16 protein-coding genes are annotated in these 13,410 nt (G+C 59.5%); 11 read left to right on the top strand and 5 right to left on the bottom strand.

Translation table 11 applies throughout. The annotated features are described in order from the left end of the window. Positions 1-38: 38 nt before the first annotated feature. The 5 genes from groL (at position 39) to ACR0NA_RS07615 (ending at position 5,247) form a co-directional block, all read left to right on the top strand. Positions 39-1,679: a chaperonin GroEL gene (gene groL, locus ACR0NA_RS07635; RefSeq protein WP_170650996.1), complete on the top strand. Its 1,641-nt coding sequence runs from the start codon at positions 39-41 to the stop codon at positions 1,677-1,679. Positions 1,680-1,862: 183 nt separating this feature from the next. Continuing rightward, entirely contained in the window at positions 1,863-2,399 is a 537-nt protein-coding gene (locus ACR0NA_RS07630) for a GNAT family N-acetyltransferase (RefSeq protein ID WP_480727607.1), read from the top strand. A 48-nt stretch (positions 2,400-2,447) separates the two neighbouring features. Next, complete coding sequence (locus ACR0NA_RS07625) at positions 2,448-3,290, top strand: DMT family transporter (protein ID WP_480727604.1); 843 nt, start codon at positions 2,448-2,450, stop codon at positions 3,288-3,290. 38 nt (positions 3,291-3,328) lie between these two features. Beyond that, the gene (locus ACR0NA_RS07620; RefSeq protein WP_480727602.1) at positions 3,329-4,099 is read left to right on the top strand and encodes an alpha/beta hydrolase; all 771 of its coding nucleotides are present in this window, start codon (positions 3,329-3,331) and stop codon (positions 4,097-4,099) included. Further along, a complete protein-coding gene (locus ACR0NA_RS07615) occupies positions 4,096-5,247 on the top strand; it encodes an alpha-D-ribose 1-methylphosphonate 5-triphosphate diphosphatase (RefSeq protein ID WP_480727600.1) in 1,152 nt (383 codons plus the stop codon). The genes ACR0NA_RS07620 and ACR0NA_RS07615 overlap by 4 nt, the downstream gene beginning before the upstream one ends. A gap of 71 nt (positions 5,248-5,318) precedes the next feature. Here the strand turns inward: ACR0NA_RS07615 and ACR0NA_RS07610 are convergent, their stop codons facing one another. Then, a complete protein-coding gene (locus tag ACR0NA_RS07610; RefSeq protein ID WP_480727598.1) occupies positions 5,319-6,386 on the bottom strand; it encodes a 5-(carboxyamino)imidazole ribonucleotide synthase in 1,068 nt (355 codons plus the stop codon). Then, positions 6,379-6,867, bottom strand: a complete 489-nt coding sequence (purE, locus tag ACR0NA_RS07605; protein WP_480727597.1) for a 5-(carboxyamino)imidazole ribonucleotide mutase — start codon at positions 6,865-6,867, stop codon at positions 6,379-6,381. Before purE ends, ACR0NA_RS07610 begins: the two co-directional genes overlap by 8 nt. 124 nt (positions 6,868-6,991) lie before the next feature. Between purE and ACR0NA_RS07600 the strand changes: the two genes are divergently transcribed. Beyond that, positions 6,992-7,306: a DUF1272 domain-containing protein gene (locus ACR0NA_RS07600; RefSeq protein ID WP_480727595.1), complete on the top strand. Its 315-nt coding sequence runs from the start codon at positions 6,992-6,994 to the stop codon at positions 7,304-7,306. 2 nt (positions 7,307-7,308) lie between these two features. Here ACR0NA_RS07600 and ACR0NA_RS07595 read toward each other — a convergent pair whose 3' ends face one another. After that, positions 7,309-7,533 carry a YdcH family protein gene (locus ACR0NA_RS07595; protein WP_480727593.1) on the bottom strand — a complete coding sequence of 75 codons (225 nt, stop codon included), beginning with the start codon at positions 7,531-7,533 and terminating at the stop codon, positions 7,309-7,311. A 166-nt stretch (positions 7,534-7,699) separates the two neighbouring features. On the opposite strand from ACR0NA_RS07595, the gene ACR0NA_RS07590 reads away from it, so the two are divergent. The 5 genes from ACR0NA_RS07590 (at position 7,700) to ACR0NA_RS07570 (ending at position 10,524) form a co-directional block, all read left to right on the top strand. Further along, positions 7,700-8,113 (top strand): Hsp20 family protein, encoded by a 414-nt coding sequence (locus ACR0NA_RS07590; RefSeq protein ID WP_480727591.1) that lies wholly within the window; start codon positions 7,700-7,702, stop codon positions 8,111-8,113. 3 nt (positions 8,114-8,116) lie between these two features. Then, positions 8,117-8,341 (top strand): DUF1150 family protein, encoded by a 225-nt coding sequence (locus tag ACR0NA_RS07585; RefSeq protein ID WP_170650985.1) that lies wholly within the window; start codon positions 8,117-8,119, stop codon positions 8,339-8,341. A 92-nt stretch (positions 8,342-8,433) separates the two neighbouring features. Beyond that, entirely contained in the window at positions 8,434-9,324 is an 891-nt protein-coding gene (locus ACR0NA_RS07580; RefSeq protein WP_480727589.1) for a PhzF family phenazine biosynthesis protein, read from the top strand. Beyond that, a complete protein-coding gene (locus ACR0NA_RS07575) occupies positions 9,321-10,181 on the top strand; it encodes a hypothetical protein (RefSeq protein WP_480727587.1) in 861 nt (286 codons plus the stop codon). The genes ACR0NA_RS07580 and ACR0NA_RS07575 overlap by 4 nt, the downstream gene beginning before the upstream one ends. A gap of 34 nt (positions 10,182-10,215) precedes the next feature. Continuing rightward, a complete protein-coding gene (locus ACR0NA_RS07570) occupies positions 10,216-10,524 on the top strand; it encodes a putative quinol monooxygenase (protein ID WP_480727584.1) in 309 nt (102 codons plus the stop codon). A 27-nt stretch (positions 10,525-10,551) separates the two neighbouring features. Here ACR0NA_RS07570 and ACR0NA_RS07565 read toward each other — a convergent pair whose 3' ends face one another. Continuing rightward, entirely contained in the window at positions 10,552-11,409 is an 858-nt protein-coding gene (locus ACR0NA_RS07565; RefSeq protein WP_480727581.1) for a hypothetical protein, read from the bottom strand. 136 nt (positions 11,410-11,545) lie between these two features. Next, positions 11,546-13,264, bottom strand: coding sequence for a bifunctional sulfate adenylyltransferase/adenylylsulfate kinase (locus ACR0NA_RS07560; protein ID WP_170650980.1), 1,719 nt, complete (start codon positions 13,262-13,264; stop codon positions 11,546-11,548). Positions 13,265-13,410: the final 146 nt, after the last annotated feature.

Genomic DNA, 13,410 nt, shown 5'->3' with positions numbered 1-13,410 from the left:
CGCTTTAATTACAAACATTTTTCTCAAGGAGAAAGAACATGGCTGCTAAGGACGTCAAGTTCGAAACCGATGCCCGCAACCGTATGCTGGCCGGTGTAAACACTCTGGCAGACGCCGTGAAAGTGACCCTGGGCCCCAAAGGCCGCAACGTGGTTCTGGACAAATCCTTCGGCGCACCGCGCATCACCAAAGACGGTGTTTCGGTTGCCAAGGAAATCGAACTGGAAGACAAGTTCGAAAACATGGGCGCGCAGATGGTGAAAGAAGTCGCCAGCCGCACCAATGACGAAGCAGGCGACGGCACCACCACCGCAACCGTTCTGGCACAAGCCATCGTTCGCGAAGGTCTCAAGCAGGTTGCAGCTGGCCTGAACCCGATGGACCTGAAGCGCGGCATCGACCTGGCGACCGCCAAGGTTGTCGAAGGCATCAAGAATGCTTCGCGTGAAGTGAAAGACTCGGCAGAAGTTGCTCAGGTCGGCACCATCTCGGCCAACGGCGAAGCCGAAATCGGCCAGCAGATCGCAGACGCAATGCAGAAGGTTGGCAACGAAGGCGTCATCACCGTCGAAGAAAACAAAGGTCTGGAAACCGAGACCGACGTTGTTGAAGGTATGCAGTTCGACCGTGGCTACCTGTCGCCTTACTTCGTCACCAACGCAGACAAGATGATCACCGAGCTCGACGACGTGATGATCCTGCTGCACGAAAAGAAACTGTCCTCGCTGCAGCCGATGGTTCCGCTGCTCGAGTCGGTGATCCAGTCGCAGAAGCCGCTGCTGATCATCGCCGAGGATGTCGAAGGCGAAGCGCTGGCAACCCTGGTTGTCAACAAACTGCGCGGCGGCCTGAAAATTGCTGCTGTCAAAGCACCGGGCTTCGGCGACCGCCGCAAGGCCATGCTGCAGGACATCGCAATCCTGACCGGTGGTCAGGTCATCAGCGAAGATCTGGGCATGAAGCTTGAGAATGTCACCATGGACATGCTGGGCACAGCCAAGAAAGTCTCGATCACCAAAGACGAGACCACCGTTGTTGACGGCGCAGGCGAGAAGGCCGAGATCGAAGCACGCGTTGCTCAGATCCGTACCCAGATCGAAGAAACCTCGAGCGACTACGACCGTGAAAAGCTGCAGGAACGCGTTGCCAAACTGGCGGGCGGTGTTGCTGTGATCCGCGTTGGCGGCATGACCGAAGTGGAAGTGAAAGAGCGTAAGGACCGTGTGGACGATGCTCTGAACGCAACCCGCGCTGCCGTTCAGGAAGGCGTTGTCGTTGGTGGCGGTGTCGCACTGGTTCAGTCCGGCAAAGCTCTGAACGAACTGAAAGGCGAGAACGCCGATCAGGACGCAGGCATCAACATCGTTCGCAAGGCCATCGAAGCGCCGCTGCGCCAGATCGCCGAAAACGCAGGCGTTGACGGTGCGGTTGTTGCCGGCAAGGTTCGCGAATCCTCGGACGCAGCGTTCGGCTTCAACGCTCAGACCGAAGAATATGGCGACATGTTCGCATTCGGTGTGATCGACCCTGCCAAGGTTGTGCGTACCGCTCTGGAAGACGCATCGTCGGTTGCTGGTCTGCTGATCACCACCGAAGCGATGGTTGCAGACAAGCCGCAGAAAGACGCACCTGCCGCAGGCGGCATGCCCGACATGGGCGGCATGGGCGGCATGATGTAAGAACGGCGAATTTCCGTCAGGAAATTCTGCCGACCCCGACAGGCGCTTGGCTGCAAGGCCAAGCTGCCAAAAGGGGGAGCTTTGTGCTAATGGATCGGGGTCGCCTTCGGGCGGCCCCTTTTCATTTGATAGGCTCGTGATACGGGCATGCCTCCGGTGGGGATATTGGGAGCAAGAGGAAGAATGGCAATCGGACCTGATGTCAGCCGGGATATGCGCCCTGGCGAAGAAGCCGAAGTGGATGCGTTGCTGCGGGCGGCCTTTGAAGGTGAGGCCGAGGTAGAGCTTGTTCACCGGCTCCGGCGCGACGGCGACATGGTGTCTGAGATCGTAAAGCCGTGGCAGGGGCGGATAGCGGGCTACGCTGCGTTGTCACGGATGCACGCGCCTTCGGGGTGGCTATGCCTTGCGCCAGTGGCAGTGTTGCCCGAGTTTCAGCGGGGTGCTTTGGCGCCATCAGGGCAATCCAAAACGCATTGGCAGGTCGGACGGCGGTTGGTAAGTGAGCTTGTCGCTGCGGCGCAAATACCGGTGTTGTCGGAGGTTCCAATGATTGTTGTGCTGGGGCAGCCGGAGTTTTACGAAAAATGCGGCTTTTCCCGTGTACGGGCAGCGCGACTGACGACGCCTTACCCGGTGGAATACACCATGCTTGCCGCGCCGGGAGATGACATTCCGCAAGAAACGCTGATCTATCCCGCGGCCTTTGAGGGCGAGTAAGCGGGAATGTGAGTGTCCAAGACGGGGCGAAACCGCTATGCGTCTGGTATGAAACTGTTTCTGCTGACATCCCTGACCATGATCGCCTTTGCGGCAAACTCGATCCTGAACCGGCTGGCCATTGACAGCGGCGCCAGCGACCCGGGCGCGTTTGCCGTTGTGCGCGTTCTGGCGGGGGCGCTGACGCTGGCGGTGCTGGTTATGCTGCGTGGCAGGCGGCTGCCCTTGCTGAACCCGAGGCGATTGGTCGGCGCGGGGGCTCTGTCGCTCTATATGGTCGGGTTCTCGATGGCCTATCTGACACTGGATGCGGGGCTGGGTGCGCTGATCCTGTTCGGCGTTGTGCAGATCACCATGTTTGCCGCCACGTCGCTGACCGGCGCACCGCCACAGATGCGGCAGGTGATCGGCGCATCGACAGCCTTCGCCGGGTTGGCCTACATCCTCTGGCCTGCAGGACAGGTTCAGGTCGACCCCGCCGGGGCTGCGCTAATGGTGGCAGCGGGCATCGGTTGGGGTGCCTATACATTGACGGGACGGAGCGAGCCGGACGCGCTATCCGGAACCGGCGCGAATTTTGTGGTCGCCCTGCCGGTGACTGCGCTGGTCTTTGTGCTGGTTGGCACTGACTGGGCCATGACGCCCGCAGGTATCGTTCTGGCCGCTTTGTCTGGTGGCGTGACCTCGGGGCTTGGATATGCGCTATGGTATCGCGTTCTGCCGCAACTGGCGCCAGCGGTGGCGGCCACCGTTCAGCTGAGTGTTCCGGTCATCGCAATTGCGGCGGGCATCGTCTTGCTGGGCGAAGCTGCCAGCCTGCGTCTGGCCATCGGCACGCTTCTGGTGCTTGGCGGAATTGCCCTGGCGGTACTGAAAGTGAAGCGGGCTTAGGGGTTTCACCCGATCCCGTTTGGCCTTATCTGGCCTTTATGAGGTTTCTTGTCTTCATATTATGCCTGCTCCCGGGGCTGGCGCGCGCCGACTGCGTCGTGCTGTTGCACGGCCTTGCACGCACCGAGGCCTCGTTTTCGATCATGGAACAGCTGTTTCTTGCACATGATTACAAGGTGGTGCGGCCCGGCTATGCCTCGACCGACCTGCCGATACCTGATCTTGCGCGGCAAACCCTGCCCGCTGCTTTTGCCGAATGCGGCGATCAGCCAACACACATCGTGTCGCATTCGATGGGCGGCATTCTGGTCCGCTATTGGCTGCAGGATCACCAGCCGGACAATCTGGGCCGTGTCGTCATGCTTGGCCCACCCAATCAGGGCAGCCAGCTTGTGGATGAACTGGGCGATTGGGAAGTGTTCGGCCTGTTGCACGGGCCAGCGGGCCTCTCGCTTGCGACCGGCCCAGAGGGGTTTCCGGGTCAATTGCCTCCGGTCAATTTCGAACTGGGCGTGATCGCGGGCGAAAATTCATTGAACCCGGTATTTTCGTCGATGATCGACGGAGCGGATGACGGCAAGGTTTCGGTCGAAACCACCAAGGTTGAGGGTATGTCCGACCACATCGTCCTGCCGGTGACGCATACCTTCATGATGAACAACCCCCGGGTTATGGCGCAGGCATTGCATTTCATCGAATTCGGCCGTTTCGACCCCGAGATCACCTGGCTTGACGGCGTAATGAACGTCATTGACGAGATCTGCATCGGGCGGGACTGCACCGAGCCAGAGTCGGAGCCCACAAGATGAGCGCATTGGAACTGACCCTGACCGGCGCGGACATCCTGTTGCCGGATAATACAACAACATGCGGCGAGCTGAGCCTCGCGGAAGGCATGATTCAGCAAGACCGGGCAGGGCGCCGGATTGATCTGTCCGGGTACCTCATCCTCCCCGGTATTATCGACCTGCATGGCGACGGGTTCGAACGTCACCTCGCCCCACGCCGTGGTGCAATGAAACAGATGGACGAGGGCGTCATCGCCACGGAGGCTGAACTGGCCGCAAACGGCATCACCACCGCCGTCATGGCACAGTTTCACAGTTGGGAGGGCGGCGTACGCGGCCCGGAATTTGCCGCGCAGGTATTTGCCGCAATCGCTTCGGTCAAAGCCACGGTCGTAACGGACCTGATCCCGCAATTGCGTTTCGAAACTCACATGCTCGGGGATTACGCCAGCCTTCCTGACCGCATTGCCGACTGGCAGGTGCCTTATGTCGTGTTCAACGATCACCTGCCGCATGATCGGCTGTCTCAGGGCCGGACGCCGCCGCGCCTGACCGGGCAGGCGCTCAAGGCCGGGCGCAGTCCCGAGGCGCATCTGGGCATGCTGCAAACCATGCACGCCCGTGGGGACGAGGTTCCGGCGGCGCTTGACGCACTCTGCGCAGAATTGTCACGGCAAGGTGTACGCATGGGCAGCCACGATGATGCCACGGCGGCGACTCGCGCAGGATGGCGGGAACGCGGCGTGGCCATCGCGGAATTCCCCGAAACGCTCGACGCGGCCGAGGCTGCCCGCGCGGCCGGGGATCAGATCATTCTGGGTTCGCCGAACGTGGTGCGGGGCGGCTCGCACAAAGGTAACGCCAGCGCATTGGACCTGATCACCATGGGGCTGTGTGACGCACTGGCCTCGGATTATCACTATCCCAGCCCGCGCCGGGCCGCGCTGATGATCGCCAGAACCGGCCTGCTGGATCTGGCGGGCGCATGGGCGCTGGTATCCTCTGGCCCTGCACGGGTTCTGGGGTTGAACGATCGCGGCACGCTGGCGCCGGGTAAGCGCGCCGATCTCGTCATTCTCGACGCGGAAACGCACCGGGTCGCCGCGACGCTGGCCGGTGGCCGGGTCAGCCATATGTCCGGCGACATCGCGGCGCGCTTTCTGGGTTAGACGCACGCCGCGTCTTCATTTGGCTAAAAAATACTCCGGCCGGAGGCTTCGCGCGATACGCGCGAATTCCCTCAGCGGACGATGCGGTTAAAATGCCCCATCTTGCGGCCCGGTTTTACGTCGGCCTTGCCATAAAGATGGATGGCCACATCGCGCTCCTGCGCAAGTTCCGGCACCCGGTCCATGTCATCGCCGATCAGGTTCTCCATCACCACATCCGCATGGCGCTGACCATCCCCAAGCGGCCAGCCCGCCACTGCGCGGATATGCTGCTCGAACTGATCCACGGCGCATCCGTTCTGGGTCCAGTGGCCCGAATTATGCACACGCGGCGCAATTTCGTTCACGATCAGTCCCTGCGGCGTCGCGAACAGCTCAACCCCCATGACGCCGACATAATCCAGTGCATTCAGGATATTGGCTGCCAGCAGCACCGCATCCGTCTTTTGCGACGGGGACAAACGGGCCGGTATGGTCGTGGTGTGCAGGATACCATCGCGATGCACGTTCTCACCGGGATCGAAACAGGCGACCTGACCGTCCAGACCGCGTGCCGCGATGATCGACACCTCATGGGTAAAATTCACGAACCCTTCCAGAATGGCAGGCGCCCCGGACATGTCGGCCAGCGCGGCCCCGGCATCTTCGGCTGAATGCAGTCGTGCCTGCCCCTTGCCGTCATAGCCAAAGCGGCGGGTTTTCAGAATGGCTGGCGCGCCAATCTCGGCAATGGCTGCGTTCAGGCTGTCCAGATCGGTGATATCGGCAAAGGGGGCGGTGTTCAGCCCCAGCCCCTGCAGAAACGTCTTTTCGGTCAGCCGGTCCTGACTGACCCGCAACGCCTCGCGCCCGGGGCGGATCGGGCGGTGCGCCTCCAGCAGATCCAGTGCTTCTGTCGGGATGTTCTCGAACTCGTAAGTGATGACATCGACCGAGTCGGCAAAAACCTTCAGCGCCGCCGCATCGTCATAGGCGGCTGTGGTCACGCGATCCGCGACCTGACCAGCGGGCGGGTTGGCGCCCGGCTCATAGATATGGGTGGCAAAACCCAGCCGTGACGCCGCAACAGACAGCATTCGGCCCAACTGACCGCCACCAAGAATTCCGATCACCGCGCCGGGGGCAAGTGCTTCACTCATCGACGGGCTCCTCCGGGATCGAGGCCGACAGGGCCTCGCGCCACGCATCCAGACGTTCCGCCAGTGCGTCGTCCTGCAACGCCAGAATGCCAGCCGCCATCAGGCCCGCATTGGCCCCACCGGCCGATCCGATGGCCATGGTCGCAACCGGAAAGCCCTTGGGCATCTGTACGATGGAATACAGCGAGTCGACACCCGACAGCGCCCGCGTCTGAACCGGAACGCCAATCACCGGCACACGGGTTTTCGACGCCATCATGCCCGGCAGATGCGCAGCACCTCCGGCCCCGGCAATGATCACCTGCAAACCGCGCCCGGCGGCTGTCTTGCCATAGTCCCACAACCGATCAGGCGTACGGTGCGCCGATACGATGCGCTTTTCATACGCCACGCCCAGTTCGTCGAGAATGTTCGCCGCTTCCTTCATGGTCGGCCAGTCCGACTGACTGCCCATGATGATCCCAACCCTGATATCGCCCATACGCGCTGTCCCCGCCTGCGGAAAGAGCGCGCACTATAGCCAAATGCAACATTGGCGCAATTGGCAACATGTTGCATCGGGACGAAAACTCGGGAACTCTTTGACCCAAACAGGGAATGAGATGATGCTGGAACTGCGCCCCAACTGCGAACTGTGTGATCGTGACCTGCCACCCGATGCAACGGATGCACGCATTTGCAGCTACGAATGCACCTATTGCGCCGAATGCGTCGAGAATCAGTTGCACAATGTCTGCCCCACCTGCGGCGGCGGATTTTCCCCGCGTCCGATCCGCCCGAAACGGTCCTGGCGGCCGGAACTGAACCTTGGGCTGGTCAATCAACCGGCAAGCGACAAACGCCGTCACTCAAAGTTCACGCGCGATGACATCGACGCGCATGTCGCGCGCATCCGGGATATTCCGCCCGAAAACAGGTAGATTCAGGCGATTATGTCCGGGGTCAGGCGATCCTCGATCATGCGGATGATGTCTTTCAGACGAAGTTTCTGCTTTTTCAACCGCTTGATTGTCAGCTGGTCGGCCGTGCCGGTGGCTTGCAGCGCCTCGATGGCTTCGTCAAGATCGCGGTGCTGACGGCGGAACACCTCCAGTTCAACCCGCAGAACTTCATCGGTTTTCATTGAAAGATCGGTAGGCGCGTTCATTGGCGACTCAGTACTTCCCTTGTTTATTGACACACAGAATAGTGTGTCCGGGTGAATCCGCCTAGACCTTGTGGACATCCTGTTTTCTTCCCATATTCTACATTGCGCGGTTGCCGCTACGGGGCCGCACCAACACGTCGCTTTGACAAAAAAGGACGAGGATAAAGTGTCGAAACTTACTCTTGGCTCCTACCCGCATCTGTTGGGGTTCGAGCAGCTGGAACGCCTTCTGGAACGCTCGGCCAAGGCCGGGAATGAAGGCTACCCGCCCTATAATATCGAGCAGACCTCGGATTTTTCCTATCGGATCACGCTCGCCGTGGCCGGATTTGCCGAGGAAGATCTGTCAATCACCATCGAGGATCGCCAGTTGGTGATCCGGGGCCGACAACGCGACGACAGCGACGGGCGCGTGTTCCTGCACCGTGGCATCGCCGCACGCCAGTTCCAGCGCATGTTCGTACTGGCCGATGGCGTCGAGGTGGGCGAGGCCGTGATGGAAAACGGTCTGCTGCATGTCGATCTGACCCGGGCCGTACCGGAAACCGTGGTGCAGACGATCAACATAAGAAAGGGGTAAGCCATGAATACGCCATATGAAATCAATACCGAAGGCGACCGCATCGTCTATGTAAAGGCGGTCGAGGTTTCGGACCTGCCGCAGGAAGTGCGCGATCAGGCCGGTGATCTTGAACAGCTTTACGCCGTCCATGATGCAAACGGCCAGCAACTGGCCCTTGTCGCCGACCGCAAGCTGGCCTTTGTTCTGGCCCGCGAACACGACCTGTCGCCTGTGGCTGTTCACTGAACGGCCACGCACTCTCTGAAAATACGTGACATTTGCCGTGTGACCGGCGAAACATGCCCGCCGTACAGACCGCCATAACCGGGAGGGGGCGCATGAGCTGGTTCGAATTCGATTGGGTGGATGCCTTCAGCGATCGCCCCTTTGGCGGCAACGGGTGCGCTGTTGTCTATGACGGCGCCGGTCTGTCCGAAGAGACCTGCACCGCTTATGTCCGCGAAACCTCGCTGGCTGAATGCACCTTCACAGGACCATCGGATGTGGCCGATATCCGCGTGCGATACTACCTTGCCAGTCGCGAGATACCTTTTGCCGGTCATCCCACCATCGCCACCGTCGCGGCCATGCGGTCGCGCGGTATGGTCACGGGCAATACGCTGACACTGGAAACCGGGGCAGGGATTGTCTCGATCCGTCTGGATGGCAACGAGATCGAGATGACGCAGATAGCCCCTGAATTCGGGGCGGTCGTCCCCGCCGATTTGGTGGCCGATTGCGTAGGTCTTGACGCTGACGCAATCATTTCCCCTCCGCAGATTGTATCGACGGGACTGCCGTTCTGCGTCACCGTCCTACGTGATCACGCGACACTGCGACAGGCAAAACTGAATGTGGATGCCCTGCGCCATCTTGCTGGAAGTCAGGGATATTCAGGCACCGACATGATGGAACCCTTTCTGGTGACGCTTCAGGGTGCAACGGATGCAGGTGACACGTTCTCGCGCCTTCTTTTGGCGCCGCCCAGCCTGCCCGAGGACCCTTTCACCGGCTCAGCCACCGGTGCAATGGCTGCCTATTTGTGGAAGTATGGGCTGATGGATAAGGACTGTTTCATTGCCGAGCAGGGCCACGACATGGGCCGCCCGGGGCAGGCCACCGTCACGCGTGTCGGCACGCCTGACGCGATGACCGGCATCAAGGTCGCGGGCAAAGGCTTTGTCCTGATGCGCGGGCAGGTCGATCTGCCGGATGGAACGCCGCAATGAAAGAACCCGCCATTGCGATTCTGCCCTATGGCCACCGACTTGGCCCGAAACTGGCCGAACTGCCATTGTCCGAGCTTTCCTGGCCCCTCGGTTGCCCGGATCGCCTGAACGGCAAAACCGTAGGCGATCTGGAACGCACCGACCATCTGATCATGTATCCCAACACCAAGGCGCATTTTCGCCTGCGCAGGGGGACACGGGCGCAGATTTCGCTGATGATGGGCGAGCCTTCGGCCATTCATGCCAAACATGACCGTCTGCTGCGTTATTCGTGGCGACGGTTTTTCCGGGTATTCACCTTTCACGATGTTCTGCTGAACAGCCTGCCGAACGCGGTTTTCCTGCCGTATGGGGCGACACTGGTACCCGAATGGCGGGACCTGCCGCTGAACAAGGTGAAATCCTGCTCGCTGGTCGCCTCGGCCAAGCGCGATCTGATCGGGCATCAACTGCGTCACTCGCTAATCGAATGGGTGCGCGAGACGGGGCAGGACGTAGATATCATGGGGCGCGGTTACATGCCGTTTGACCAGAAATCCGATGGTCTGGCCCCATACCGCTATTCGGTCGTGATCGAAAATGTGCGCGAAAAGAACTATTTCTCGGAAAAGCTGGTCGACGCCATTCTGTGTGCGACGGTGCCGATCTACTGGGGTTGCCCGAACATCGCGGACTTCATGGATACCTCGGGCATGATCCTCTGTGAATCCGAGGCTGATATCCGTGATGCAATAGAGTCCGTTTCCGAAAGCGACTTTGAACAGCGATTGCCCGCGCTTCAGGCTATTCAACCCGTCGCGGACACATTTGGAGATTTCGAAGGCCGTGCGGCGCGGGCACTCAGGGATCAGCTTTGATAGCTGCGGCCCAGTTTCAGGGAAAGGCAAACAGATGACTGCAAATGACGATGCCTGGGTTTTTCTGAACGGATATCTGGATGTTCCGGCCGACAGACTGGACGCGGTCAGGGCCGCCTTGCCCGCACATATTGACCTGACGCGGTCGGAACCGGGCTGCGTGTCTTTCGATGTGACCGAATCCGACGACCATCCCGGGCGTTTCATGGTGGACGAAATCTTTGAAAATCAGACGGCATTCGATGCACACCAGACCCGGACCAAAAATTCCAGCTGGTTCGCGGTGACGAAAGGCATCCCCCGCGACTATTCGATCACGACCGGGACACCGCAAAAGGGCTGAAACTCGGTCGATTTCGGAGCTGACTGGCTATCCTGTCGGCTGCCCCGGCTTCATCCAGTCCAGCAGAGGTATCGGATTTTTCGTCGGATCGATACCGTGCCGATCACAAAGCCTTGCCAGATAGCTGCCCGGTTTCGGAAGACCCTGCGCGGTGCGGGCCAGATATTTTTTCTGATGCCCGTAGATGTGAACCGAATAGACACCCTTGTGTTCGATATCGGCCGTTTCGATCTCGGGGTCGTGCAGCTTCCAAAGGTGGTCCGGAAGCAGCGGATAGAACGCATCGGCAGGCATCGCGTATTTGTCTTCACCGGTCTGGCGCAGGAAATGGCCGAACGCCTTTGGCCCGGAACATCCCCATGGCAGGGCTTCGATCCCCCAGGTTTCCCCGTTCGACACCCGGCGCCGATTGATCCGCCGCAAGCGATCACCCCGCCAGGGCTGCGTCGGGTTAGGGCCGGTGACGAACTCCAACATCAGCTTCAGCGTCTCTGAATCCTTTGGCAGACGCGCCACGCCATTCGGAAATCCGCCCGCTCCGGAATGGGCGAAGACATGAGGGGCTTCGAAATCGAAGGGACGAACGCAGTAAGCATCCAGATCAACCCAGATGAAATCGGTTTTCTCAAACAGGTGCAGCCGAAAGATGTCCGAGAACACAGCGACCCTCAGCCGGTCGTTGTCTTCGATGTCAAACGGTGCTGGCCAGAGAACGTCCGAGGCTGGTTTGACAGTTGCACAAATCGGAATGTTGGCGATTTTTTTTGGTACAAACAGAACAAAACGATGCCCCCGATCCAGAAACGACTGAATGCACAGCGCCTCAAGCCACGACAGGTCTGACCCAAACCAAAAGCTGGCAACCGTGGGTAACGCGTGATTCATTCAACGACCGGATCAGATGAGATTTGCCGATTTGCAGCAATCTCACGAGGGTTTGTCAATGCCACCGGGAACGGCCCAATAAAAAGACGGCCCCCGAAATGTCGGAGGCCGCCTGTCAAAATTTGGTCGGGTTGCTTTATGAACCCGCGATCAGACCCATGCTTTCCAGCTTCAGCAGAACCTGATGGGCGCAGTTGTCGACATCGACATTCTCGGTTTCGACACGCAGTTCCGGGTTTTCAGGAACATCGTAAGGGTCGGAAATTCCAGTGAATTCCTGAATCTTCCCTTCACGCGCCAGCTTGTAAAGACCCTTGCGATCGCGACGTTCGCATTCCTCGATCGAGGTCGAGACGTGCACCTCGCAGAAGGCACCAAAGGCTTCGATATCTTCCCGCACGGCGCGGCGGGTCGTGGCATAGGGCGCGATGGGGGCACAGATGGCGATACCGCCATTCTTGGTGATCTCGGACGCGACATAGCCGATGCGACGGATGTTCAGGTCGCGGTGCTCTTTCGAAAAGCCCAGTTCGCTCGACAGGTTTTTCCGCACGATATCGCCATCCAAAAGTGTCACGGGACGGTCGCCCATCTCCATCAGTTTGACCATCAAAGCATTGGCAATAGTGGATTTTCCAGAGCCCGAGAAGCCGGTGAAGAACACCGTAAAGCCCTGATGCGAACGCGGCGGGAACCGGTTGCGCAATTCCTGCACAACCTCGGGGAACGAGAACCATTCCGGAATCTCCAGCCCTTCGCGAAGACGACGGCGCAGTTCGGTTCCGCTGATGTTCAGGATCGTGACGTTTTCCTTGTCCGCGATCTCGTCATTGGGCTCGTACTGGGCCCGTTCCTGCACATAGACCATGTGTTTGAAATCAACCATCTCAAGGCCGATCTCGTCCTGATATTCACGGAACAGATCCTGCGCATCGTAAGGTCCGTAAAAATCCTCACCGGCCGAGTTCTTGCCGGGGCCGGCATGGTCGCGACCAACGATAAAGTGGGTGCAGCCGTGGTTTTTGCGGATCAGACCGTGCCAGACAGCTTCACGCGGGCCAGCCATACGCATCGCCAGATTCAGCAGTGACATCGAGGTGGTTGAAGCCGGATATTTGTCCAGAACGGCCTCATAGCAGCGCACGCGGGTGAAATGGTCCACATCGCCCGGCTTGGTCAGACCGACAACCGGGTGGATCAGCAGGTTGGCCTGTGCTTCCTTGGCGGCACGGAATGTCAGTTCCTGATGCGCCCGGTGCAGCGGGTTGCGGGTCTGGAACGCCACAACACGACGCCAGCCAACCTTGCGGAAGTAGGCGCGCAATTCGTTCGGCGTGTCGCGACGGGCCTTGAAATCATAGTGGATTGGCGGCTGGATGCCGGTGACAGGGCCACCCAGATAGATCTTGCCCGCCTCGTTATGCAGATAGTTGACGGCCGGGTGCGCGTCATCGTCAGCACCAAAGACCTTTTCCGCCTCGTTGGCCTTGTTCGGTGTCCAGCGGTCGGTGACGGTCATGGTCGCCAGGATCACGCCTTCCTGATCGCGCAGGGCAATATCCTGCCCAAGTTCGATTTTCTCGGCGAACTCTTCGCCCACATCCAGCGTGATCGGCATTGGCCAGAGGGTACCGTCGGCAAGGCGCATGTTTTCGACGACGCCGTTATAGTCATCTTCGGACAGGAACCCCTTGAGCGGGTTGAAGCCGCCGTTCATCAACAGTTCCAGATCACAGATCTGGCGCGGTGTCAGGTCCCAGCTTGTCAGGTCTGCGGCTTCGACTTTCAGTTTCTGGGCCGAGTCATAGGACACATAAAGTTCGGGGATCGGGGCCAGATTACTTAACATAGTCATTGGAATACTCTTGTCAGATCGGTTGAATTGCTGCTGTTTCAGTGGCATTTCGCGCCATTTGCACTGTCATTCAGCAGAAGTCCAGACGGCTGCGAAAACAAAGAACGGAATGCGCGGATTTTGCACAGAACAGAAGGATGTTCCAA

Source organism: Ruegeria sp. C11 (assembly GCF_056537725.1).
This window is presented reverse-complemented; position numbering and strand designations above follow the sequence as displayed.

Excerpts from the sequence above, each read along its gene's own strand:
- groL (WP_170650996.1), top strand. The coding sequence starts at position 39 with ATGGCTGCTAAGGACGTCAAGTTCGAAACCGATGCCCGCAACCGTATG.
- ACR0NA_RS07630 (WP_480727607.1), top strand. The coding sequence starts at position 1,863 with ATGGCAATCGGACCTGATGTCAGCCGGGATATGCGCCCTGGCGAAGAA.
- ACR0NA_RS07625 (WP_480727604.1), top strand. The coding sequence starts at position 2,448 with ATGAAACTGTTTCTGCTGACATCCCTGACCATGATCGCCTTTGCGGCA.
- ACR0NA_RS07620 (WP_480727602.1), top strand. The coding sequence starts at position 3,329 with ATGAGGTTTCTTGTCTTCATATTATGCCTGCTCCCGGGGCTGGCGCGC.
- ACR0NA_RS07615 (WP_480727600.1), top strand. The coding sequence starts at position 4,096 with ATGAGCGCATTGGAACTGACCCTGACCGGCGCGGACATCCTGTTGCCG.
- ACR0NA_RS07610 (WP_480727598.1), bottom strand. The coding sequence starts at position 6,386 with ATGAGTGAAGCACTTGCCCCCGGCGCGGTGATCGGAATTCTTGGTGGC.
- purE (WP_480727597.1), bottom strand. The coding sequence starts at position 6,867 with ATGGGCGATATCAGGGTTGGGATCATCATGGGCAGTCAGTCGGACTGG.
- ACR0NA_RS07600 (WP_480727595.1), top strand. The coding sequence starts at position 6,992 with ATGCTGGAACTGCGCCCCAACTGCGAACTGTGTGATCGTGACCTGCCA.
- ACR0NA_RS07595 (WP_480727593.1), bottom strand. The coding sequence starts at position 7,533 with ATGAACGCGCCTACCGATCTTTCAATGAAAACCGATGAAGTTCTGCGG.
- ACR0NA_RS07585 (WP_170650985.1), top strand. The coding sequence starts at position 8,117 with ATGAATACGCCATATGAAATCAATACCGAAGGCGACCGCATCGTCTAT.
- ACR0NA_RS07580 (WP_480727589.1), top strand. The coding sequence starts at position 8,434 with ATGAGCTGGTTCGAATTCGATTGGGTGGATGCCTTCAGCGATCGCCCC.
- ACR0NA_RS07575 (WP_480727587.1), top strand. The coding sequence starts at position 9,321 with ATGAAAGAACCCGCCATTGCGATTCTGCCCTATGGCCACCGACTTGGC.
- ACR0NA_RS07570 (WP_480727584.1), top strand. The coding sequence starts at position 10,216 with ATGACTGCAAATGACGATGCCTGGGTTTTTCTGAACGGATATCTGGAT.
- ACR0NA_RS07565 (WP_480727581.1), bottom strand. The coding sequence starts at position 11,409 with ATGAATCACGCGTTACCCACGGTTGCCAGCTTTTGGTTTGGGTCAGAC.
- ACR0NA_RS07560 (WP_170650980.1), bottom strand. The coding sequence starts at position 13,264 with ATGACTATGTTAAGTAATCTGGCCCCGATCCCCGAACTTTATGTGTCC.